The organism is Dickeya ananatis, from assembly GCF_019464615.1.
Taxonomy (GTDB): Bacteria; Pseudomonadota; Gammaproteobacteria; order Enterobacterales; family Enterobacteriaceae; genus Dickeya; species Dickeya oryzae.
Genome location: NZ_CP040816.1, coordinates 90,888 through 113,400 on the forward strand (window position 1 = coordinate 90,888; position 22,513 = coordinate 113,400).

At 53.0% G+C, this 22,513-nt stretch carries 16 protein-coding genes; 13 read left to right on the forward strand and 3 right to left on the reverse strand.

Annotated features, from left to right (window positions below):
* Positions 1-37 precede the first annotated feature (37 nt).
* Positions 38-1,192 (reverse strand): methionine adenosyltransferase, encoded by a 1,155-nt coding sequence (gene metK, locus FGI04_RS00400; RefSeq protein ID WP_342698548.1) that lies wholly within the window; start codon positions 1,190-1,192, stop codon positions 38-40.
* A 904-nt stretch (positions 1,193-2,096) separates the two neighbouring features.
* On the opposite strand from metK, the gene speA reads away from it, so the two are divergent.
* From speA to FGI04_RS00445, 9 genes are all read left to right on the forward strand, one after another.
* Positions 2,097-4,073 (forward strand): biosynthetic arginine decarboxylase, encoded by a 1,977-nt coding sequence (speA, locus tag FGI04_RS00405; RefSeq protein ID WP_016940691.1) that lies wholly within the window; start codon positions 2,097-2,099, stop codon positions 4,071-4,073.
* Positions 4,074-4,376: 303 nt separating this feature from the next.
* Positions 4,377-5,570, forward strand: coding sequence for an MFS transporter TsgA (tsgA, locus tag FGI04_RS00410; protein ID WP_342698549.1), 1,194 nt, complete (start codon positions 4,377-4,379; stop codon positions 5,568-5,570).
* 397 nt (positions 5,571-5,967) lie between these two features.
* Positions 5,968-7,962: a transketolase gene (gene tkt, locus FGI04_RS00415; RefSeq protein ID WP_038905730.1), complete on the forward strand. Its 1,995-nt coding sequence runs from the start codon at positions 5,968-5,970 to the stop codon at positions 7,960-7,962.
* Between the two features lie 399 nt (positions 7,963-8,361).
* Complete coding sequence (gene epd / locus FGI04_RS00420) at positions 8,362-9,378, forward strand: erythrose-4-phosphate dehydrogenase (RefSeq protein ID WP_342698551.1); 1,017 nt, start codon at positions 8,362-8,364, stop codon at positions 9,376-9,378.
* Between the two features lie 67 nt (positions 9,379-9,445).
* Entirely contained in the window at positions 9,446-10,609 is a 1,164-nt protein-coding gene (gene pgk / locus FGI04_RS00425) for a phosphoglycerate kinase (RefSeq protein ID WP_342698552.1), read from the forward strand.
* Positions 10,610-10,798: 189 nt separating this feature from the next.
* Entirely contained in the window at positions 10,799-11,875 is a 1,077-nt protein-coding gene (gene fbaA, locus FGI04_RS00430) for a class II fructose-bisphosphate aldolase (RefSeq protein ID WP_168366518.1), read from the forward strand.
* A gap of 128 nt (positions 11,876-12,003) precedes the next feature.
* Positions 12,004-12,885 (forward strand): small-conductance mechanosensitive channel MscS, encoded by an 882-nt coding sequence (gene mscS / locus FGI04_RS00435; RefSeq protein WP_407274091.1) that lies wholly within the window; start codon positions 12,004-12,006, stop codon positions 12,883-12,885.
* Positions 12,886-13,016: 131 nt separating this feature from the next.
* Positions 13,017-13,856 (forward strand): IclR family transcriptional regulator, encoded by an 840-nt coding sequence (locus FGI04_RS00440; protein ID WP_342698554.1) that lies wholly within the window; start codon positions 13,017-13,019, stop codon positions 13,854-13,856.
* A 148-nt stretch (positions 13,857-14,004) separates the two neighbouring features.
* On the forward strand, positions 14,005-14,727 hold the full coding sequence (locus FGI04_RS00445; protein ID WP_407274090.1) for an oxidative stress defense protein: 723 nt from the start codon (positions 14,005-14,007) through the stop codon (positions 14,725-14,727).
* A gap of 31 nt (positions 14,728-14,758) precedes the next feature.
* Here the strand turns inward: FGI04_RS00445 and FGI04_RS00450 are convergent, their stop codons facing one another.
* A complete protein-coding gene (locus tag FGI04_RS00450) occupies positions 14,759-15,652 on the reverse strand; it encodes a LysR family transcriptional regulator ArgP (protein WP_016940682.1) in 894 nt (297 codons plus the stop codon).
* 196 nt (positions 15,653-15,848) lie between these two features.
* Here FGI04_RS00450 and rpiA point away from each other — a divergent pair, with 196 nt between their 5' ends.
* Together rpiA and serA are read left to right on the forward strand one after the other, a co-directional pair.
* Positions 15,849-16,511 carry a ribose-5-phosphate isomerase RpiA gene (gene rpiA / locus FGI04_RS00455; RefSeq protein ID WP_407337240.1) on the forward strand — a complete coding sequence of 221 codons (663 nt, stop codon included), beginning with the start codon at positions 15,849-15,851 and terminating at the stop codon, positions 16,509-16,511.
* 380 nt (positions 16,512-16,891) lie between these two features.
* Positions 16,892-18,124: a phosphoglycerate dehydrogenase gene (gene serA, locus FGI04_RS00460; protein WP_019843328.1), complete on the forward strand. Its 1,233-nt coding sequence runs from the start codon at positions 16,892-16,894 to the stop codon at positions 18,122-18,124.
* 106 nt (positions 18,125-18,230) lie between these two features.
* Here the strand turns inward: serA and FGI04_RS00465 are convergent, their stop codons facing one another.
* Positions 18,231-19,232 carry a zinc-binding alcohol dehydrogenase family protein gene (locus tag FGI04_RS00465; RefSeq protein WP_407321857.1) on the reverse strand — a complete coding sequence of 334 codons (1,002 nt, stop codon included), beginning with the start codon at positions 19,230-19,232 and terminating at the stop codon, positions 18,231-18,233.
* A 110-nt stretch (positions 19,233-19,342) separates the two neighbouring features.
* Here FGI04_RS00465 and FGI04_RS00470 point away from each other — a divergent pair, with 110 nt between their 5' ends.
* Together FGI04_RS00470 and FGI04_RS00475 are read left to right on the forward strand one after the other, a co-directional pair.
* Entirely contained in the window at positions 19,343-20,239 is an 897-nt protein-coding gene (locus FGI04_RS00470) for a LysR family transcriptional regulator (protein ID WP_407321856.1), read from the forward strand.
* Between the two features lie 457 nt (positions 20,240-20,696).
* Positions 20,697-22,403, forward strand: coding sequence for a methyl-accepting chemotaxis protein (locus FGI04_RS00475; RefSeq protein ID WP_407337242.1), 1,707 nt, complete (start codon positions 20,697-20,699; stop codon positions 22,401-22,403).
* The last annotated feature ends 110 nt before the right edge of the window (positions 22,404-22,513 follow it).

Sequence of the window (22,513 nt, forward strand, 5' to 3'; positions counted from 1 at the left end):
AAGCTCTGCTTCGCCGTTAGCATGTCAGAAAAGTGGATTATTTCAGACCTGCGGCATCGCGCAGTTTTTCTGCCACGTCGGTTTTTTCCCACGGGAATTCTGCACGGCCAAAGTGACCGTAAGCTGCGGTCTTCTGGTAGATCGGATGCAGCAGATCCAGCATCTGAATCAAACCGTAAGGGCGCAGGTCGAAGAACTGACGAACCAAATCAACCAGGCGATCGCTGGAGACTTTCTCCGTACCGAAGGTTTCGACCATGATGGAGGTCGGTTCTGCAACGCCGATAGCGTAAGACACCTGGATCTCACAACGATCTGCCAGACCGGCGGCCACGATGTTTTTCGCGACATAACGGGCGGCGTAGGCAGCGGAACGGTCCACTTTGGACGGATCCTTACCGGAGAATGCACCACCACCGTGACGTGCGGCACCGCCGTAAGTATCAACAATGATTTTACGACCGGTCAGACCGCAGTCACCCATCGGGCCACCGATAACAAAACGGCCAGTCGGGTTGATGAAGTATTTGGTATTGGCAGAGAGCCATTCAGACGGCAGAACCGGCTTGATGATCTCTTCCATCACCGCTTCTTGCAGGTCTTTCTGTCCGATGGATTCTGAATGCTGGGTAGACAATACAACGGCGTCGATACCGACGATTTTGCCGTTGTCGTAAGCAAAGGTCACCTGGCTCTTGGCATCGGGACGCAGCCACGGCAGGGTGCCGTTTTTGCGCACTTCAGACTGACGTTGCACCAGACGGTGTGCATAGGTGATCGGTGCCGGCATCAGCACATCGGTTTCGTTGGTGGCGTAGCCGAACATCAGGCCCTGGTCACCCGCGCCTTGCTCCAGCGGGTCTTTACGGTCAACACCCTGATTGATGTCCGGAGATTGTTTGCCGATGGCGCTCAGTACTGCGCAAGAGTTGGCGTCAAAACCCATTTCTGAGTTGACGTAGCCAATTTCGCGGACGGTGCGACGTGTGATTTCTTCGATATCCACCCAGGCGCTGGTAGTGATTTCACCACCAACTAACACCATACCGGTTTTTACGTAAGTTTCGCAGGCAACCCGCGCTTTGGGGTCCTGCTCCAGAATCGCGTCAAGGACGGCGTCGGAAATCTGGTCAGCGATTTTATCAGGATGTCCTTCGGAGACCGACTCGGACGTAAAAAGGTGTTTAGCCATGAGTTTCTTTACCTTATAAGCTAAAGCCGTTAATCAATATAGACCCGGCATATTTCAAGCCGCAGGGGGCTTTCTTACTTGCTCGGCCCTTAATGAACCTCGTCCTGAAGGGCCAACGCGTTTTGTCCTGCACCCCGAATTATTTAGGGTATCAGTTAATCGGTATAGATGGATTAACATCTGGATGGCTATTCTAGGCCACACGATAGCCCCATGCCAGCAGTTTTTATACCGCGTCGATGGATTGAATATGTTCATCGGCCGTTTTTGCCAATGATAGGTTTTTTTACCATTTTCATTTTGCTTTTCCGGGGACGGATAGGTATAAACGGCGGGCGGTTTTGTTGTCCGTCATTCGGGGGCCTCAAAATGTGGCGCGACGCTTGTTCTGAGTGACCAGTTCTGAGTGACCAGCGAGTGCTGCGACAAGAGGCGTGCCGATACTGTTTGACCGTTTTCCTGATGGTTGTCGTGATAGCCTGACCGCATCATCTGCGGCGAGCGTGGAGGTGATAGGATTAATGATCCGTTGTTTATTGAGTGAGTTGCGCCTGCCGCGCTTTTCTTCTGACGCCGTTGCGTCACTGACTCAATCCTTTCCGCCATTTGCCCGAAGTTGCCTGTCCCGCAGCGCAACGCAGGACTCCCGAGCTGGCTAACCTGCTTTTTTCTCCGCGCCAGTGAATGCATGTGCGTTCTTCCTGGCGGTGTTTTCCCTGGTTTTCACCGACCCGAATCTCGGAGTCTGACATCGTGTTTTACACTAATAAGAGACATAAAACGACGGCATACTACTGCCCGTCGGTTTTTTCACTGCCAGCGACGCACGCTTTTGCTATGCCGCCGGTATTTGTTGCGGGAAAAAATGTGATTATTCATCTAGAAGTGGAAGAAGGGGATCGCCATGTCTGACGATATGATTCAACCGTACTCGTCAGCGGCGGGTAAACACGATCATCTGCGCTCCATGCAGGAGGTAGCCATGAATGACCGCGACGCCAGCGAGATGCTGAGAACCTATAATATTGCCTGGTGGGGTAATAATTACTACGACGTTAACGAGCTGGGTCACATCAGTGTGTGCCCGGATCCGGACGTGCCAGAGGCGCGTGTCGACCTGGCCAAACTGGTGAAAACCCGTCAGCAGGATAATCAGCGTCTGCCCGCGCTGTTCTGTTTCCCGCAGATTTTGCAACACCGCTTGCGTTCAATTAATGCCGCGTTCAAACGCGCGCGTGAGTCTTTCGGTTATGAAGGCGGCTATTTTCTGGTTTATCCCATCAAAGTTAACCAGCATCGCCGCGTCATTGAATCCCTGATCAATTCTGGTGAGCCGTTGGGGTTGGAAGCGGGCTCCAAAGCGGAATTGATGGCGGTATTGGGCCATGCGGGTATGACTCGCACCGTTATCGTCTGTAACGGTTATAAAGACCGTGAATATATCCGACTGGCCTTGATCGGCGAAAAGCTGGGTCACAAGGTCTATCTGGTCATTGAAAAGATGTCGGAAATCAAGCTGGTGCTGGAAGAGGCCGAGCGTCTGAACGTGGTACCGCGTTTGGGGGTGCGTGCGCGTCTGGCATCGCAGGGTTCCGGCAAATGGCAGTCGAGCGGTGGTGAAAAGTCCAAGTTCGGCCTGGCTGCGACACAGGTACTGCAACTGGTGGAACTGCTGCGCAACGCCAACCGTCTCGATAGCCTGCAACTGCTGCATTTCCACCTGGGTTCACAGCTGGCGAACATTCGTGATATCGCCACCGGCGTGCGTGAATCAGCGCGTTTTTACGTTGAACTGCATAAACTGGGCGTTAACATTCAGTGTTTTGACGTAGGTGGTGGATTGGGCGTTGATTACGAAGGCACCCGTTCGCAGTCTGACTGTTCGGTCAATTACGGCCTGAACGAATACGCTAACAACGTTATCTGGGGGATTGGCGACGCCTGTAATGAATATGGCTTGCCGCATCCGATGGTGATAACCGAGTCCGGGCGTGCGGTGACCGCGCATCACACCGTGCTGGTATCCAATATCATCGGGGTAGAGCGTAACGAATTCAGCGAGCCGACGGCACCGGATGAAGACGCACCGCGTGCGCTGGAAAGCCTGTGGAGCACCTGGCAGGAAATTCAGGAGCCGGGCAACCGCCGTTCGCTGCGTGAATGGCTGCACGACAGCCAGATGGACCTGAATGATGTCCACACCCAGTATACCCACGGTATGCTGGATTTGACCCAGCGCGCACAGGCGGAACAGCTCTATCTGAATATCTGCCAGCGCCTTCAGCAGCAGCTTGATCCGAGTAACCGCGCGCACCGGCCGATTATTGATGAACTGCAGGAGCGCATGGCGGATAAGCTGTATGTCAACTTCTCGCTGTTCCAGTCGATGCCAGATGCCTGGGGGATCGATCAGTTATTCCCGGTGTTACCGCTCGAAGGGTTGGACAAGCCACCGCAGCGTCGTGCGGTACTGCTGGATATCACCTGCGATTCTGACGGTACTATCGATCACTATGTGGATGGCGATGGCGTTGCTACAACGATGCCGATGCCGCCTTACGACCCGGAAAACCCACCGTTGCTGGGGTTTTTCATGGTGGGGGCGTATCAGGAAATCCTCGGCAATATGCACAACCTGTTTGGTGATACGTCGACAGTGGATGTGTTTGTATTCCAGGATGGGACGGTTGAGCTGGAAGAGTCGGATGAAGGTAACACCGTGGCCGATATGCTGGAATATGTGCAGCTTGACCCGGATGTGTTGATGTCTCGCTTTCGCGATCAGGTGAAGGGAGCCAATCTGGCGCCGGAACTGCAGGCACAGTTCCTTGATGAGTTTGAAACCGGGTTATACGGTTATACTTATCTGGAAGACGAGTAATCTCTCGTCAGAAAAGGTTGAGTGCTGATAAGGCACTCAACCTTTTTCTTTTTCGGGCGTGACAGCCATACTGAGTGCTGTACGGTATGTCTGTGTTTATTACACAGTACGTCAGTTTTTTATTAAACAGCACGTCTGGTTTTGTGTAGTACTGCGTGTAGTAAGGCGGATTGACGCTTTCCGGTTAGCATGCCGTTTTGTGTGTGCGGCCTACCAACACTTTGATGACAACGTTGTGGCGCAACGTCGATACCAGCATCGGGTATCGCCTGCGCTTTTCCTATTTGATGACAGGAAGGATATATGTCTGATCTCAATCGTCAGCGGTTATTTTTTACCAGCTGCTTTTCTTATGCGCTGACCGGTGCGCTGGTTATCGTCACTGGCATGGTCATGGGCGATATCGCCCAGTACTTCAATGTCCCGATAGCTAATATGAGTAATACCTTTACGTTTCTGAATGCCGGTATTTTGCTGTCCATTTTTCTGAATGTCTGGCTGATGGATATTTTCCCGCTGAAGAAACAGCTGGTCTTCGGTTTTATACTGATTGTCCTGTCGGTCGCCGGGTTGTTTGTGGGTAAATCGCTGGCGGTATTTTCTGCCTGTATGTTTACGCTGGGCGTGGTTAGCGGCATCACCATGTCGATCGGCACCTTTCTGATTACCCAGCTCTACTCCGGGCGTCAGCGTGGTGCACGCTTGTTGTTTACCGATTCCTTTTTCAGTATGGCCGGTATGATTTTCCCGATTGTGGCGGCGGCGTTGTTGTCCCGTCATTTCGGCTGGTACTGGATTTACGCTTGTATCGGTCTGTTGTACGTGGCGATTCTGGTTCTGACACTGCTGTCTGATTTTCCCGCTATCGGCACGGAAAAAGCCAACACCCAGAGCGCGCCTGTCGAGGCGGAAAAATGGGGCATGGGCGTGGTATTCCTGTCTATTGCGGCGCTGTGCTATATCCTGGGACAACTGGCATTTATTCAGTGGGTGCCTGAATACGTGACCAAATCCTTTGGTATGAGCATTGGCGATGCCGGGGAACTGGTCAGTAGCTTCTGGACGTCGTACATGATTGGTATGTGGGTGTTCAGCTTTGTGCTTAAGTTCTTCGACTTGCAGCGCGTAGTAACTGTTCTGGCTGTGCTGGCTACCGGGGCGATGTACCTGTTTGTCAGCAGCGAACAGCCTCATTTGCTGAAATACTTCATTTTTGGTCTGGGCTTCATTTCCAGCGCTATCTATACCACGCTGATTACTCTGGGCTCCCAGCAGACCAAGGTGCCGTCGCCGAAGCTGGTAAACTTCATTCTGACCTGCGGAACGGTGGGGACGATGCTGACCTTTATCGTCACTGGGCCGATCGTGCAGCACTTCGGCGTACATGCTGCGCTGGTGACCGCGAACGGGCTCTATTTTGTGGTATTCGTCATGTGCTTCCTGTTAGGGATGGTGACCCGTCACCGTTTGCATGGGCATGAGGCTGCTGCGCATTAATCGGCACTGACTTACCGTCGCGGATATTTTTCGCTAATGAGCCACATTACAAAGGCATCCTGACTGGATGCCTTTTTTATCGGCGCCTCTTCAAAGAAGGCCGTGCAGATGACATCTCGGTGGTGTTATGGTGGCGAAAACGGGCGGGCGTAAACAGGTAAAGCTGCTACATCGTGTGAGCTAAGGCAGATAAAACCGCCCTGATGAAAAGGAAAGCCTGCTATACGGTCTGCATGTCAGCAGATTCGTGCGTTTTTTCCGCTTGCTGTTCCATGTGCAATCGGCTGGGTTTTCATGTACATTTGTGAATATCTTTTCTTTGCCTTTTTGAGATAACACATTGATTCATATGTGTTATGTTCGACAGGCAACTGTTCAATCCGATCTGGAGTAAAGCATGTCCTCTCGTAAAGAACTTGCCAATGCTATCCGTGCGTTGAGTATGGATGGCGTGCAGAAGGCCAAATCTGGTCATCCTGGCGCACCAATGGGTATGGCTGATATCGCTGAAGTCCTGTGGCGTGACCATCTGAACCATAACCCGGCCAACCCGCACTGGGCTAACCGCGATCGCTTCGTGCTGTCCAACGGTCATGCCTCCATGCTGATCTACAGCCTGTTGCATCTGACGGGTTATGATTTGCCGATTGAAGAACTGAAAAACTTCCGTCAGTTGCATTCCAGAACGCCGGGTCACCCGGAAGTGGGTTATACACCGGGCGTGGAAACCACCACTGGGCCGTTGGGGCAGGGTATCGCTAACGCGGTCGGTATGGCGATTGCCGAACGTACGCTGGCTGCACAGTTTAACCGTCCGGGACATGACATCGTTGACCACCACACCTATGTCTTCCTGGGTGATGGTTGCATGATGGAAGGGATCTCACATGAGGTCTGTTCACTGGCGGGTACCCTGAAGCTGGGTAAACTGGTTGCGTTCTACGATGACAACGGTATTTCCATCGATGGCCACATTGAAGGCTGGTTCACGGATGATACCGCTGCCCGCTTTGAATCCTATGGCTGGCACGTGATTCGTGGCATTGATGGTCATGATGCTGATGCCATCCAACGCGCTATCAAAGAAGCGCAGAGCGTCACTGACAAACCGTCGCTGCTGCTGTGCAAAACCGTGATTGGTTTCGGTTCTCCGAACAAAGCCGGTACCCATGATTCCCACGGCGCACCGTTGGGTGATGCCGAAGTGGCTGCGACCCGCGAGCAATTGGGCTGGAAATACGGTCCGTTTGAAATCCCGGCTGATATCTATGCCGCCTGGGATGCTCGCAAAGCTGGTGAAAGCAAAGAAGCGGCCTGGCAACAGGCGTTCAATGCCTATGCCAGCGCCTATCCGGAACTGGCTGCTGAATTCACTCGTCGCGTGAACGGCGAACTGCCGGCTAACTGGCAGGCCGAGTCGACTAAAGTGGTCGAACAACTGCAGGCTAACCCGGCCAAGATCGCCAGCCGTAAAGCCTCGCAGAATGCGCTGGAAGCCTATGGCAAGCTGCTGCCGGAATTTCTGGGCGGTTCTGCCGACCTAGCGCCGAGCAACCTGACGATTTGGTCTGGTTCTAAAGCGCTGAATGAAGACCCGGCTGGTAACTACATCCACTATGGGGTGCGCGAATTTGGCATGACTGCCATTGCCAACGGTATTTCGCTGCACGGCGGTTTTGTACCGTACACCGCGACGTTCCTGATGTTCGTGGAATACGCCCGTAATGCGGTGCGTATGGCAGCACTGATGAAAGTGCGCAGCATCTATGTCTACACCCATGACTCCATCGGTCTGGGTGAAGATGGCCCGACCCATCAGCCGGTAGAACAACTGGCCAGCCTGCGTGTTACGCCAAACATGAGTACCTGGCGCCCGGCGGATCAGGTTGAAACTGCGGTAGCCTGGAAATACGCCATTGAGCGTAAAGACGGCCCGACAGCGTTGATTCTGTCTCGTCAGAATCTGGCGCAGCAGGAACGTACCGCTCAGCAGTTGGCTGATGTCGCTAAAGGCGCTTACGTGCTGAAAGACAGCGGCGGCCAGCCGCAGCTGATTCTTATCGCTACCGGTTCTGAAGTCGAACTGGCGGTTGCTGCCTGGCAGAAACTGAGCGAAGAAGGCGTTAAAGCGCGCGTGGTGTCCATGCCGTCTACCGATGCATTCGACAAACAGGATGCGGCCTATCGTGAAGCGGTGCTGCCGTCTGCCGTGAGCGCCCGTGTGGCGATCGAAGCGGGTATTGCTGACTACTGGTACAAGTATGTTGGCCTCAATGGCGCAATTGTTGGTATGGAAAGCTTTGGCGAATCCGCACCGGCAGAAAAACTGTTCGACGTATTTGGCTTCACTACCGATAACGTGGTGGCGAAGGCGAAAGCGCTGCTGAAATAACGCTGTTCTGCAGTTAGTGATTCTTGTAAGGCCGGGATGGTTTCCCGGCCTTTTTTGATCCCGCTAGTCTGGGGTTAACATCTGAGTTGAACAAACTGTGCGGTAATTATTTGACGCGGATCACTCTTCTGGCATCCTCCCTGCCGCCATATTTCTTTTGTCAGGCAATTCGTTTATGCTAGCTGAAGCGTTTCAGTTGTTGGTGTGACAGCGTTTGGCAACAAAGTTATACAGCGGGCTTTACGTGGTGACAGGACCTGTGCAACAAGCGGTTTATACCCCAATAATTCGAGTAGCGCAGCCAACGCACCCGCAACTTGAAGTATGACGGGTATATTTCTGACGACGTACTGATTATCCTATAAGGCGCAATGCTTTTATCACTACACAGGGAATTTCATGACAATCCGTATTGCGATAAATGGCTTTGGTCGTATAGGTCGCAGTGTTCTGCGTGCGTTGTATGAATCCGGTCGGAGAGCCGAAATTACGGTGGTAGCGATCAATGAGCTGGCCAATGCCGAAGGGATTGCCCATCTGCTCAAGTACGATAGCAGTCATGGCCGTTTTTCGTGGGATGTCCGTCAGGAGTGCGCTCGCTTATCGGTAGGGGATGACACTATTCGCCTGTTGCATGAGTCGGATCTCCGCTCTTTGCCGTGGGGCGAGCTGGGTGTCGATATCGTGCTGGATTGCAGCGGTGTGTACGGTAGCCGCGCCGATGGTGAAGCCCATCTGGCGGCAGGTGCGAAAAAAGTGCTGTTTTCCCATCCCGGAGCACCAGATCTTGATGCCACCATTGTGTATGGCGTTAATCATCAGGATCTACACTCGGCTCACCGTCTGGTATCCAACGCCTCCTGCACCACCAACTGTATTATTCCGATTATTAAACTGCTGGACGATGCGTATGGCATCGAGAGCGGTACCGTGACGACGATCCATGCGTCGATGAACGACCAGCCGGTGATCGATGCGTATCACCATGACCTGCGGCGTACCCGTGCCGCCAGTCAGTCGATCATCCCGGTGGATACCAAACTGGCGGTGGGTATTACCCGTTTCTTTCCGAAATTCGAAGATCGCTTTGAGGCGATTTCAGTGCGGGTGCCGACGATTAATGTCACGGCCATTGATCTTAGCGTCAGCGTGAAAAACGCGGTAAACGTAAGTGAAATCAATACGCTGTTTCGCCAGTCAGCGCAGAATACATTTCGTGGTATAGTTGATTATACCGATTTGCCGTTGGTCTCAGTGGACTTCAACCACGACCCGCATAGCGCGATAGTGGATGGGACGCAAACCCGGGTCAGCGGAGGGCATCTGATCAAGACGCTGGTCTGGTGCGATAACGAATGGGGCTTTGCCAATCGGATGTTGGATACAACATGGGCGATGGCGGCCTGCGGTTTCTGATAGGCGGTGCCGGGAAACCGACACCTCACTCAAGCAACTTTAAAGAGAATCAACAAGAGGATTCACCATGGCTGTAATTAAGATGACCGACCTGGATTTGGCTGGCAAACGCGTGCTGATCCGTGCGGATCTGAACGTGCCGGTTAAAGATGGCAAAGTGACGTCTGACGCCCGCATCCGCGCATCCCTGCCGACCATTGAAATCGCCCTGAAGCAAGGTGCCCGCGTGATGGTGACATCCCATCTGGGCCGCCCGACCGAAGGCGAGTACAACGAAGAATTCTCCCTGCTGCCGGTAGTGAACTACCTGAAAGACCATCTGTCTGCGCCGGTGCGTCTGGCGAAAGATTACCTGGACGGCGTTGATGTGGCCGAAGGTGAGCTGGTTGTACTGGAAAACGTCCGCTTCAACAAGGGCGAGAAGAAAGACGACGAAGTGCTGTCCAAAAAATACGCCGCACTGTGCGATGTGTTTGTGATGGATGCGTTCGGTACTGCACACCGTGCGCAGGCTTCAACCCACGGTGTCGGCAAATTCGCCCCGATCGCCTGTGCCGGCCCGCTGCTGTCTGATGAACTGGAAGCACTGGGTAAAGCATTGAGTAACCCGGCTCGTCCGATGGTGGCTATCGTCGGTGGTTCCAAAGTGTCTACCAAGCTGACCGTGCTGGATTCACTGTCTAAAATTGCTGACCAACTGATCGTCGGTGGCGGTATCGCCAATACCTTCGTTGCCGCTCAAGGCCATAACGTCGGTAAATCGCTGTACGAAGCGGAACTGATTCCAGAAGCGAAGAAACTGCTGGAAACCTGCGATATTCCGGTACCGAGCGATGTACGTGTTGCAACAGAATTCTCCGAAACTGCCAGCGCGACGTTGAAATCCGTGACTGCCATTAAAGATGATGAACAGATTCTGGACCTGGGCGACGTTTCTGCTGAACGTCTGGCTGACATCCTGAAAAACGCCAAGACGATTCTGTGGAACGGCCCGGTTGGTGTATTCGAATTCCCGAACTTCCGTAAAGGGACGGAGATTGTGGCGAATGCTATCGCCAACAGCGATGCCTTCTCTATCGCAGGCGGCGGTGATACGCTGGCGGCAATCGATCTGTTCGGCATTGCCGACAAGATCTCCTATATTTCTACCGGCGGCGGCGCTTTCCTGGAGTTTGTGGAAGGCAAAAAACTGCCTGCAGTGGTGATGCTGGAAGAACGCGCTCGTCAGTAAGCGTTTTTCGTCAGTCATTTGAGGTGGGAGAATATCTCGCCTCCTGGTAACCCGGTGACAGCCGGGCTACCGGTAGCAATACCAGCAGCAATAAATGGTAGTCATGTCGGCAGTCACGGTATTGCCGACGATAATGCAGTAACAGACAAATCTCTAACCCTCCACGGCCAACGAAACAGGACACGTGACATGTCTAAAATCTTTGATTTCGTAAAACCTGGTGTCATCACTGGTGATGACGTTCAGAAAGTATTCGCCATTGCCAAAGAAAATAACTTTGCACTGCCGGCGGTTAACTGTGTCGGTACCGACTCCATTAACGCCGTTCTTGAAGCCGCAGCCAAAGTGCGCGCGCCGGTAATCGTTCAGTTCTCCAACGGCGGTGCTGCATTTACTGCCGGTAAAGGCCTGAAAGCTGAAGGTCAGCAGGCGGCAATTCTGGGTGCGATTTCTGGTGCTCATCATGTACACCAGATGGCAGAGCACTATGGTATTCCGGTGATTTTGCACACCGACCATTGCGCGAAGAAACTGCTGCCATGGCTTGACGGTCTGCTGGATGCGGGTGAGAAACACTACGCCGCGACCGGTAAACCGCTGTTCTCTTCCCACATGATCGACCTGTCGGAAGAATCGCTGGAAGAAAACATCGAGATTTGCAGCAAGTATCTGGCGCGTATGGCCAAACTGGACATGACGCTTGAAATCGAACTGGGCTGCACCGGTGGTGAAGAAGACGGTGTGGACAATAGCCATCTGGACAACTCTGCGCTGTATACCCAGCCGGAAGATGTGGCGTATGCCTACGAAAAACTGAACGCTATCAGCCCTCGTTTCACCATCGCGGCCTCCTTCGGTAACGTACACGGCGTGTATAAGCCGGGTAACGTGCAACTGACGCCGAAAATCCTGCGTAACTCTCAGGAATATGTCTCCAAGAAATTCAACCTGCCGCACAACAGCCTGGACTTCGTGTTCCACGGCGGTTCCGGTTCTTCCGCAGCAGAAATCGCCGAAGCAGTCAGCTACGGTGTGGTGAAGATGAATATCGATACCGACACCCAGTGGGCGACTTGGGAAGGCATCCTGAATTACTACAAGAAAAACGAAGGCTATCTGCAGGGCCAACTGGGTAACCCGGAAGGTGACGACAAGCCGAACAAGAAATACTATGACCCGCGTGTCTGGCTGCGTGCCGGTCAGGTGAGCATGGTGGCGCGTCTGGAACAAGCGTTTAAAGAACTGAACGCGGTTGACGTGCTGTAATTATCAAACCGGTTGTTATGATTGAACCGGTTGTAATTATCGACGTAATAATTTGACTAAGGCTCCTGCGGGAGCCTTAATTTTATCTGCATACCGATAATGCAAATGATGCTAACAGGAGCGAAAAAATGGAAGAACTCAACGTAGCTGAAAGCATGGGGCGCCTGCAGAGCTGGCTGGTGAATAATCAACACATTCTGTTGCAGTATGCGGTGAACATCGTCGCCTCCCTGGTGATTCTGTGTGTTGGGATGCTGATTGCCCGCATGATGTCGAACACGCTAAACCGGCTGATGGTCACTCGTGGTATTGACGTCACGGTGGCGGATTTTTTGTCTGCACTGGTGCGCTACGGCATTATCGCTTTCACACTGATAGCGGCGCTAAGTCGGGTGGGGGTGCAAACCACATCGGTCATTGCGGTGTTGGGTGCCGCCGGTCTGGCAGTTGGTCTGGCTTTACAAGGTTCGCTGTCGAATTTTGCTGCTGGGGTACTGCTGGTGATGTTCCGGCCGTTTCGCACCGGGGAGTCGGTGGATTTTGGCGGTATTGCGGGCACGGTGACTCAGGTGCAAATTTTTTCCACCACGCTGCTGACAGCCGATGGCAAAGTCATCGTGGTGCCAAATGGCAAAGTTATCGCTGGGAATATTATCAACAGTTCCCGTGAGCCGAATCGTCGTACTGAAATTATTGTTGGTGTGGCCTATGACGCGGATATCGATGTGGTGAAAAACGTGCTGGGCGCTATCGTCGCGGCGGATAACCGTATCCTGCATGACAATGGTGTCACTATTCGGCTCAATGAGCTGGGGCCGTCTTCGCTTAACTTTGTGGTGCGGGTGTGGACCAGTAATGGCGATGCGGCGGCAGTGTATTGGGATCTGCTGGAGAACTTCAAACGGGCGTTGGATGAGCACCGTATCGGTATTCCGTATCCACAGATGGATGTGCATCTGCACCCTACGCCGTCAGCCCAGACGGGGTCGCAGGGCGCGCCGACACTGTAGTTTTTCATGCGAATTTATGCCTGCGGTTGTTGTCTGTAGCGGAGAGTGAGCTATTTCCTCTATTGCATCGCATAACATGCTGTTTCATGATGGTCTTTGTCCCGGCAGAGGTGGATGTCCTGGCGGGCGTAATGAGAGGAAGATCAGACGTGATAAATGAACATAGCATTGATGACGAGGGGAAGGCGGAAAAGCCGCTGGGAAGTCAAAGCCTGTTTCGCGGTTTACAGTTGATCGAAATACTTAGCGACTATCCCAACGGGTGCCCGTTGGCGCGGATTGCTGAGTTGTCCGGCATGAATAAAAGCACCGTCCATCGCTTGTTGCAAGGTCTGGCCGGGTGTGGTTACGTGGTGCCTGCACGTCAGCCAGGCAGTTATCGACTGACCACCAAGTTTATTGCTATCGGCCAGAAGGCGCTCTCGTCGTTAAATGTGTTGCACGTAGCGGCACCGCACCTTGAGGCGTTGAACCTGACGGTAGGTGAGACCGTTAACTTCTCAACGCGTGAAGATGACCACGCGATTCTGATTTATAAGCTGGAACCGACTACAGGCATGATGCGTACCCGCGCTTACATCGGCCAGCATATGCCTTTGCACAGTTCGGCGATGGGGAAGATTTTCATGGCCTACGGCGCGGAGGATTACCCAGCAGAATACTGGCGGACCCATCAGAACAGTATTTATCCTCTGACTGATAACACCATCGTTGAGCTTCCCGTCATGCAACAGGAACTCGCGGAAATTCGCCGCCAGGGGTTGGCGATGGACCGGGAAGAGAATGAATTGGGGGTTTCCTGTATTTCTGCGCCGGTGTTTGATATTCAGCATCGGGTGGCCTATGCCGTTTCCATTTCGCTGTCGATGGCGCGTTTGCAACAGATGGGGATTGATACGCTGGTTGACCCCTTACGGGAAACCGCCCGCAATATTTCCCTTGAGTTAGGATTTACACCGCCTGCGGCGTGAGCAGGCGTCTGGCATTGGGTTCCTCGATGCTTAGCCGGTATTCGAGCATTCATCTATCCAGACATTCACCTATTCAGACATTCGCCTATAGTGAATAAAGCCTGCCCCGGGTAGGCTTCGTCATTCACTCACGCGCAAAGGAGATACTGTGAAGCTGAACGTTCTGGTTTTGACTATGCTACTCGGTTTGTCGTCACTGACGGCACAGGCCGGTAATGAGTTGCCCAGCGGGCCACACATTGTGACTTCCGGTACGGCGAGTGTGGATGCAACGCCGGATATCGCCCGGCTGGCGATAGAAGTTAGCGTGTCCTCCAAAGACGTGGCCGACGCCAAAAAGCAGGTGGATGATCGTGTCGCGCAATACTTTGCTTTTCTCGATAAAAACGGTATCGACAAGAAAGATATCAACGCGGCCAATTTGCGCACCCAACCGGAGTACGATTACCTGAAGAACGGCGGCTCGGTCCTGAAAGGGTACCGTGCGGTGCGGCAGGTGGAAGTGACGTTGCGTCAGTTGGATAAGCTCAATGAACTGCTGGATGGTGCGCTCAAATCGGGTCTTAACGAGATCCGGGCGGTGGAGCTGGGGGTGTCTAACCCCGATACCTACCGTGAACAGGCGCGTAAAAAAGCGATAGAGCAGGCGACATTACAGGCGCAGTCGTTGGCCTCTGGGTTTAACGCTACGCTGGGGCCGGTTTACAGTATTCGTTACCATGTTGCCAACTACCAGCCGATACCGGCCGCGCGTATGTTCAAAACCACCAATATGGCGGCGCAAAGCGAGGTGTCGCAAACCTACGAACAGCAGACTATCCACTTTGATGATCAGGTGGATGTGGTGTTTGAATTACAGCGAGCGCCCTGAGGGCGCCGCGTAAGCGAGTCAGCCTGACGAATCAGGATTGACGCAGCACCTGACGTCCGTGCGTGAGCAGGGCGTCGGTCACCTGCCGCATCATTCTGCTTTCCGGCGCGAAACGATGCCAGTACAGCATACGGCGCTGGCATAGCCCCGGTGTCAGGTCGATAAGCTCGCCATTCGCCAGTTCGCGTTCGATCTGCAAATGGGGGATCATACAGCAGGTGGTGCCCTGGCGGGCGAGCTGCACGAAAGCTTCAGATGAGTTAACGATGTGGCAGGGTACGCTACCCGGCGGCAGGTCGAAATTTTGCTGCAAAAATGCCTGATGCATATCATCCAAATGGTCAAACGCCACCACTGGCGCACGCAGCAGTGCAGAACGCGTTACCCCGTTAGGAAAGTAGCGATTGGCGAAGCCTGGCGAGGCGACGAACAGATAATCCAGCGCGCCCAGTTTATCCACCAGACAGCTTGGCAGCGGCTGTGGCTGAATACTCACGGCCCCCACCACTTCACCCCGGCGCAGGCGCTCCTGGGTTCGGGTTTCATCTTCCACCTGCAAATTCAACCTGATGGGGGAGTCCACCAGTACAGGTTGCAGGGCGGGTAACAGCCAGGTCGCCAGACTGTCGGCGTTGACCGCCAGAGACAGCAAGAGTGGGGTTTCATTGCTGTTTTCATTGCCCAGCCACTCTTCTTCCAGTAATTCCACCTGATGCAGCAAGGCCAGCAACTTCTGCCCTTGTTCGGTCGGACGCGGCGGAATCGTTCTTACCAGTAGTGGCTGGCCGAACAGGTTCTCCAACTGTTTGATGCGTTGCGAGACGGCGGACTGCGTAATACAGAGTTTTTGTGCGGCGCGCTCAAAGCCACGCTCACGGATCACGGCGTCCAGCGCCTGAAGCGTGCGATAGTCCGGGCGTTTCATGAAGGTGAAGATTCCTTTGCGTAAAAACTATATTTGGCAATATGCCACATTTTTGTGAGGTATCGCCGAAAAAAATCGCCCGGCCTGCCGCCGTGAGACTGAAATATTACCGTACCTGACAGGCAGGGCTCTCCTTTTGACTATGGCATGCCCTATAATACGCACACGTTTTCGTAGCTACAGGCATAAGCACATCATGACGCAGGATGAACTGAAAAAAGCCGTTGGTTGGGCCGCACTCGACTATGTTCGCCCCGGTACTATCGTTGGCGTGGGAACCGGCTCTACCGCCGCTCACTTTATTGACGCACTGGGGTCTATCAAGCATCAAATTGAAGGTGCGGTTTCAAGCTCTGACGCTTCTACCGCCAAGCTCAAAAGTCTGGGGATTCCGGTTTTTGACTGTAATGATGTGGACGTGCTTGATGTCTACGTCGACGGCGCTGATGAAATCAATCCACACATGCAGATGATCAAAGGCGGCGGTGCCGCATTGACTCGGGAAAAAATCGTGGCGGCGATCGCGCGTCAGTTCGTGTGTATCGTCGATGCGTCCAAACAGGTTGATGTGCTGGGGCGTTTCCCGTTGCCGGTGGAAGTTATCCCGATGGCGCGCGCTTATGTGGCCCGTGAACTGGTCAAACTGGGTGGTCAGCCGGTGTATCGTGATGGGGTTATCACTGACAACGGCAACATTATTCTGGATGTGCACAATATGGATCTGTCGGATGCGGTGGCGATGGAAAATCGCATCAATAGTCTGGCTGGCGTGGTAACGGCGGGGTTGTTTGCTAACCGCGGTGCGGATGTCGCGCTGGTGGGGACCGCCGATGGGGTGAAAACCGTTCGCCTGAAATAAGTCATTCCTGACGCAACCTATTCTGGCCACAACAGTGTCGAAGCAATTCCACTGAAAGTGTGCCATGAAAGAGTGCCATTGTTGTTATCTCTCGCAGAGGTCCGGCCACGTTAACGGCGGCCGGATTTTTTTACCTAAAAAATCCGACTTTCTCTAACGGCTCATTTTTGGTACTTAATATCAGTTTTTCTTATTTCGCATCATCCCTGTCTGGTCTTGCTGGGGGTTGGCAGTATTTTTTGCCATGAAATCACCGACGGGTGGGGGTAAGAAAAAACGCGAAGGCAATCGTTTGTATTGCCGCCTGCGTATTTTTTGTTATGTTTGCACAGACCGGTTTGCAAACCGTCATATCTGAAGTCTGAAAATAAGGTCGGGAAATGGCAAAGGTATCACTGGAAAAAGATAAGATTAAGTTCCTGCTGCTGGAGGGGGTACACCCGAATGCGCTGGAGAATCTGCGTGCAGCAGGTTACACCAATATTGAATACCATAAAGGGGCGCTTGACCCGGAAGCGCTGAAAGCGTCGATTCGTGACGCGCACTTTGTGGGGATTCGATCGCGTACGCATCTGACGGAAGACATTTTCGCAGCCGCTGAAAAACTGGTGGCTGTGGGTTGTTTTTGTATCGGCACGAATCAGGTTGAGCTGTCGGCTGCAACCAAACGTGGCATCCCGGTCTTCAACGCACCTTTTTCCAATACTCGCTCCGTAGCCGAAATGGTTATCGGTGAACTGCTGCTGTTGTTGCGCGGCATTCCGACTGCTAACGCTAAAGCGCATCGTGGTATCTGGCACAAACAGGCGGTTGGCTGCTTTGAGGCTCGCGGTAAGAAGCTCGGTATCATTGGTTATGGTCACATCGGTACCCAACTTGGGATCCTGGCTGAAAGCCTGGGGATGCATGTCTATTTCTACGATATCGAAAGCAAATTGCCGTTGGGGAATGCCCAGCAGGTTCGCCATTTGTCTGAACTGCTGAATATGAGTGATGTGGTCAGTCTGCATGTGCCGGAAACCGACAGTACCCAGAATATGATCGGCGCCAACGAACTAGCATTGATGAAGCCAGGTTCGATTTTGATCAACGCATCACGCGGTACCGTGGTCGATATTCCGGCATTGAGCGACGCTCTTGCCAATAAGCACCTTTCTGGTGCGGCTATCGACGTGTTCCCGCAGGAACCGGCAACCAACAGTGACCCGTTCCTGTCGCCGCTGTGCGAATTCGATAACGTGATCCTGACACCGCATATTGGTGGTTCGACGGAAGAAGCGCAGGAGAATATTGGTATCGAGGTTGCCGGGAAACTGGTGAAATACTCTGATAACGGTTCTACCTTGTCTGCTGTCAACTTCCCGGAAGTATCGTTGCCGACGCACAGCGATCGTGCCAGCCGTCTGCTGCACATCCATGAAAACCGTCCGGGTATCATGACGCAGATTAACAACATCTTTGCTGAGCAGGGCATTAACATTGCCGCACAGTATCTGCAGACCAGCCCGACCATCGGTTATGTGGTTATCGATGTGGAAACGGACGGTGCTGATACCGCGCTGCAACTGATGAAATCTATCCCCGGCACTATTCGTGCCCGCTTGCTGTACTAAGTAGCGAGTAGCAAGTCGGTGGTAGCCGACGGCATATTGCGTGGATGAAAAAGCCAGCCCGGCGGGCTGGCTTTTTTATGCTGACGCTGTCACTGGTGATTTGCACTCACAGTGTGATGACGAGCTTACCGCGCATATGGCCGTTCAGTAGGGTTTCGTGGGCCTGCTTGAGTGTTTCTGGTGTTAATCCGTTCAGGGTCTGGCTAAGGGTGCCCTGCAAGAGACCGTTATCCACCAGTTGCGCCACCTCATGCAGAATTTCTCCCTGACGAGCTATGTCCGGTGTGGTAAACATGCTGCGGGTAAACATGAACTCCCAGTGCAGCGCCGCGCTTTTTAACTTCAGTGCGTTTTGATCTAAAGGACGGGTATTTTCCACGATGGTACAGATATGTCCCATCGGGGCGATTAACTGACTGATGGCATCCCAATGACCGTCAGTGTCATTCAGGCAGAAAATGTAATCTACGTGCTCAATATTCTGCTTTTTCAGGTCATCAGCCAGATGGCGATAATCCACCACCAGATGTGCGCCACGGTCGCGGCACCATTGTGCTGAGTCGGGACGAGACGCCGTCGCGATGACGGTCACCTCGCTGCGTTGTGCCGCCAGTGAAATTGCCAGTGAACCGACGCCGCCAGCGCCGCCGATGATCAGCAGCGTTTTGCCTTTAGCCGCATGCTGAATATTCAGATGTTCAAATAGCCCTTCCCAGGCGGTCAGTGCTGTCAACGGCAAGGCGGCCGCTTCAGCCCAATTCAGTGAGGCGGGTTTGTGCGCGGCGATGCGGGCATCGACTAACTGATGGGTGCTGTTGCTGCCTGGGCGCGTAATATCACCGGCGTACCAGACTTCATCTCCGACGTTGAAGTTGCTGACACCTGAGCCGGTTTTTATCACGACGCCACTGGCATCCCACCCCAGAATGCGCGGATGTTGCAGACCGTTTCGACGTAATCCTGCGTGTACTTTGGTATCCACCGGATTAACCGACACCGCTTTTACGGCTACCAACAGGTCATACTCACCGGGCTGTGGTAATTCGGTCGTGATTTCTACGAAATTATCAGGAGAGCTGGGGTCAACGGCGATTGCTTTTACTGTCATGATCAATGTTTCCATCGTTGCGTGTTGGATGTAACGACAGTGTAGAACCCGTCGATAGTACTGATAAGATGGACAATCACTAACGACGTGTTCGACTGAGAAGAACAATCATGTTCAGACAATTGCAGGATATGGCGCTGTTCGCCCTGGTGGCTGAATGCGGCAGTTTTACCGAAGCGGCCAGGCAGGCTGGGATGGCCAAGTCGAGTCTCAGTTTACGAGTCAGTCAATTAGAGCAATCGTTGGGGTTACGGTTGTTCAATCGAACGACTCGCAAGCTGAACCTCACCTTTGCGGGGGAACGCTATCTGGTGCATTGCCAGGAAATGCGCCAGGCCAGCGAGCGTGCTGAGATGGCGATGCAACACTTACGGGATAAACCCAGTGGGCGCTTGCGAATAACCAGCCCAGCCGGATTAGGGGCGACGTTGTTGGCACGTTTGACCGCCGAGTTTCAGTCCCGCTTTCCGGCGGTGTCGCTGGAGATTGTGGTGGCTGATCGGGTCATTGATCTGGTGGAAGAAGGGTTCGATGCCGCATTGCGTACCGGTAAACCGCAGGATTCTTCCCTGATTGGTCGTTCTTTGGGACAAGTGCCGCATTATCTGGTGGCTTCTGACGCCTATCTGGCGGCATTTCCGCCGATTACGCACCCGCGTGAACTGCAAGCGCACCGGTGTATTGCGCACCGTGCCTGGCCGGAATGGGGATTTCGCCGGGAAGCAGAGTATTTTCTCTGGCGGTTGCCGCAATCTCACATTACCGACAATCTGCTGTATGCGCGTGCTTGTGTACTGGCGGGTGGCGGTATTACGTTGTTACCGGCATTTTTGTGCCGTGAGCAGATAGATAGCGGTGAGTTGGTTTGTCTTTTGTCGGAATGGCAGGCTGATACTAACGATCTCTATTTGATTTATCCTGGGCGCAGGTTGAATTCTCCCGCTCTGAATAGCTTTATTGATTTTGCACTGAGCTTTGACGCGTTGTGCGATTATTCTTCACGGTAAACCGTGCCGTTTTGCCAGGAAATACAGTAGGGGCAACGTACCCAGCAACGGCTTTCTTCTGCCCGTCAGTTATCGGCAGACTATCAGCGTACGGGCTACAACCTTCCTTTGCCATCTTTTGAATTTTCCCCTGCAAAGGCTAGTTTTCGGTTGATATCTCCGCCTGATATATGATGACTTCATCATAAAAAAGGAACCTGAGCGTTTCTATTTACCACTTATCAACAGAGCATGCTACAGTCGTCACGGTTTTTCTTTTTTAGAGAAACAACAATACAATTAAAATAAAATGTCGTTTTGTTTTGCGCTTTGGTGTGACGTTTGTTGCCTTACCGGACGCTGATGTGGCAGCAGCCGGTGTATGCCAGGGAGTACTAAATGGCGCAAAGCTATACGTGCTTCTGCTGTTGAGATAGTGGAAGTGTTCAGCATCTTGTAGTGAAAGTGAGAAATCGGAATGGCAGAACAAAAAGGAAATATTTCTTCGATAAATAACATTCGTCTTGTGACGCTGTTTATTACCCTGTTAACCATTATTCTGGTTCTGTTTGCTCTCTCAATTGGTACTGCCAGTTATTTTCTCAAACAGAGTAATGCCTCTCTGGAGCGGGCTAATCTGGTTTCCGATATCCGGGCTGGGGTCAGCAGCAGTATGGACCAACTGCGTGTTTCCCGTCAGTTGCTGGTTCAGGCCGTGGCATCGTCGCGTATCGGTGATACTGAGGCTTACAAACAGGCCTTTACCGAGGGTCTGGAACGCATCAAAAGCTCACAGAAGCGTTTTGATGAGTATATGGCGCGAACTGACAAATCCGCGCAAGAGACAGCCCTGGATTCTGAGTTGAGCGCCAACTATACCGCCTATCGTGACAAGATAATGTTGCCGATGGTGGAGTTTGTGCGTAACGGTGAATTCGAAAATACCATTGAACTGGAAACGACACTGGCTCGCCAGTTGGATACGAATTATGCCCTTCAGGTGCGAAAGGAAGTGAAGTACCTGACCGATCATGCAAACAGTATTAATGCGCAGGCCTCTGCTAACGCCCGTCTGGGGAATATCCTGATGGGGGCGTCGTTTATTTTGGCGATTTTGCTGGCCGCGCTGACGTATCTGGTCATCCGTCGGGCGATTTTGGTACCGGTTAACGTGCTGATTGCCCGTATCCAGAAAATTGCTCAGGGTGATCTGACCCAACCGGCTGAAAATCTGGGACGCAACGAAATCGGTATTCTGGGGCAAAACCTGCAGCACATGCAGGAGTCTTTGACCAATACCGTGACGGTCGTTCGCGAAGGTGCCGATTCTATCTATCAGGGGGCGTCGGAAATCAGCGCGGGTAACGTCGACCTTTCTTCCCGTACAGAGCAGCAGGCGGCGGCGCTGGAGCAGACGGCAGCCAGCATGGAAGAGCTGACTTCCACCGTGAAGCAGAACTCCGATAATGCCAACCATGCCAGCCAACTGGCACGTAATGCCTCCAGCAAGGCGGAACAAGGTGGCTCTATTGTTCAGGACGTGGTGAGAACCATGGGCGATATTTCCTCCAGTTCGAGAAAAATATCGGAGATCACCAGTGTTATTAATAGCATCGCTTTCCAGACCAATATTCTGGCGCTGAATGCGGCGGTAGAAGCTGCCCGTGCTGGTGAACAGGGGCGGGGATTTGCGGTGGTGGCTGGTGAGGTGCGCAACCTGGCGCAACGCAGCGCGCAGGCAGCGAAAGAAATTGAATCACTGATTGGTGAATCCGGCAAGCTGGTGGATGCTGGCTCCGTTCTGGTGGCAAAAGCGGGTGATACGATGGATGAGATCGTAAAAGCGGTTGTCAGCGTGACGGATATCATGGGTGAAATTGCCTCTGCATCTGATGAGCAAAGCCGTGGCATTGGTCAGGTGAATCAGGCTGTGCTGGAAATGGAAGGCACAACACAGCAAAACGCTGCACTGGTGCAGGAGGCTTCCGCCGCTGCATCTTCACTGGAATCGCAGGCTGAGCGGTTGACCCAGGCGGTAGCGGTCTTCAAGGTGAGTCATCGTCGGGACAGCGAGCCTGCTCGTGCGTCGTTACCACCCCGCCCGACTTTACAGGCTGTTCCCGCCGTGGCCGCTATTGGTGCGGGCAAAAGTAGCCGTAGCGATCAGAATTGGGAAATGTTCTGACGGTTATCCTATGTGGCTTAATTTGCCACACAGGATGACTAAGCTAATGTATTCAAATGAAAAGCCCGCCAGTCGGCGGGCTTTATTGTCACAGGAACTGGCTGTGACAG

What these genes read in the sequence shown, in the direction of transcription:
- tkt (WP_038905730.1), top strand. Translation starts at nt 5,968, where the DNA reads ATGTCCTCTCGTAAAGAACTTGCCAATGCTATCCGTGCGTTGAGTATG.
- rpiA (WP_407337240.1), top strand. Translation starts at nt 15,849, where the DNA reads ATGACGCAGGATGAACTGAAAAAAGCCGTTGGTTGGGCCGCACTCGAC.
- pgk (WP_342698552.1), top strand. Translation starts at nt 9,446, where the DNA reads ATGGCTGTAATTAAGATGACCGACCTGGATTTGGCTGGCAAACGCGTG.
- FGI04_RS00470 (WP_407321856.1), top strand. Translation starts at nt 19,343, where the DNA reads ATGTTCAGACAATTGCAGGATATGGCGCTGTTCGCCCTGGTGGCTGAA.
- fbaA (WP_168366518.1), top strand. Translation starts at nt 10,799, where the DNA reads ATGTCTAAAATCTTTGATTTCGTAAAACCTGGTGTCATCACTGGTGAT.
- FGI04_RS00465 (WP_407321857.1), bottom strand. Translation starts at nt 19,232, where the DNA reads ATGACAGTAAAAGCAATCGCCGTTGACCCCAGCTCTCCTGATAATTTC.
- metK (WP_342698548.1), bottom strand. Translation starts at nt 1,192, where the DNA reads ATGGCTAAACACCTTTTTACGTCCGAGTCGGTCTCCGAAGGACATCCT.
- speA (WP_016940691.1), top strand. Translation starts at nt 2,097, where the DNA reads ATGTCTGACGATATGATTCAACCGTACTCGTCAGCGGCGGGTAAACAC.
- FGI04_RS00450 (WP_016940682.1), bottom strand. Translation starts at nt 15,652, where the DNA reads ATGAAACGCCCGGACTATCGCACGCTTCAGGCGCTGGACGCCGTGATC.
- mscS (WP_407274091.1), top strand. Translation starts at nt 12,004, where the DNA reads ATGGAAGAACTCAACGTAGCTGAAAGCATGGGGCGCCTGCAGAGCTGG.
- tsgA (WP_342698549.1), top strand. Translation starts at nt 4,377, where the DNA reads ATGTCTGATCTCAATCGTCAGCGGTTATTTTTTACCAGCTGCTTTTCT.
- serA (WP_019843328.1), top strand. Translation starts at nt 16,892, where the DNA reads ATGGCAAAGGTATCACTGGAAAAAGATAAGATTAAGTTCCTGCTGCTG.
- FGI04_RS00475 (WP_407337242.1), top strand. Translation starts at nt 20,697, where the DNA reads ATGGCAGAACAAAAAGGAAATATTTCTTCGATAAATAACATTCGTCTT.
- FGI04_RS00440 (WP_342698554.1), top strand. Translation starts at nt 13,017, where the DNA reads ATGAGAGGAAGATCAGACGTGATAAATGAACATAGCATTGATGACGAG.
- epd (WP_342698551.1), top strand. Translation starts at nt 8,362, where the DNA reads ATGACAATCCGTATTGCGATAAATGGCTTTGGTCGTATAGGTCGCAGT.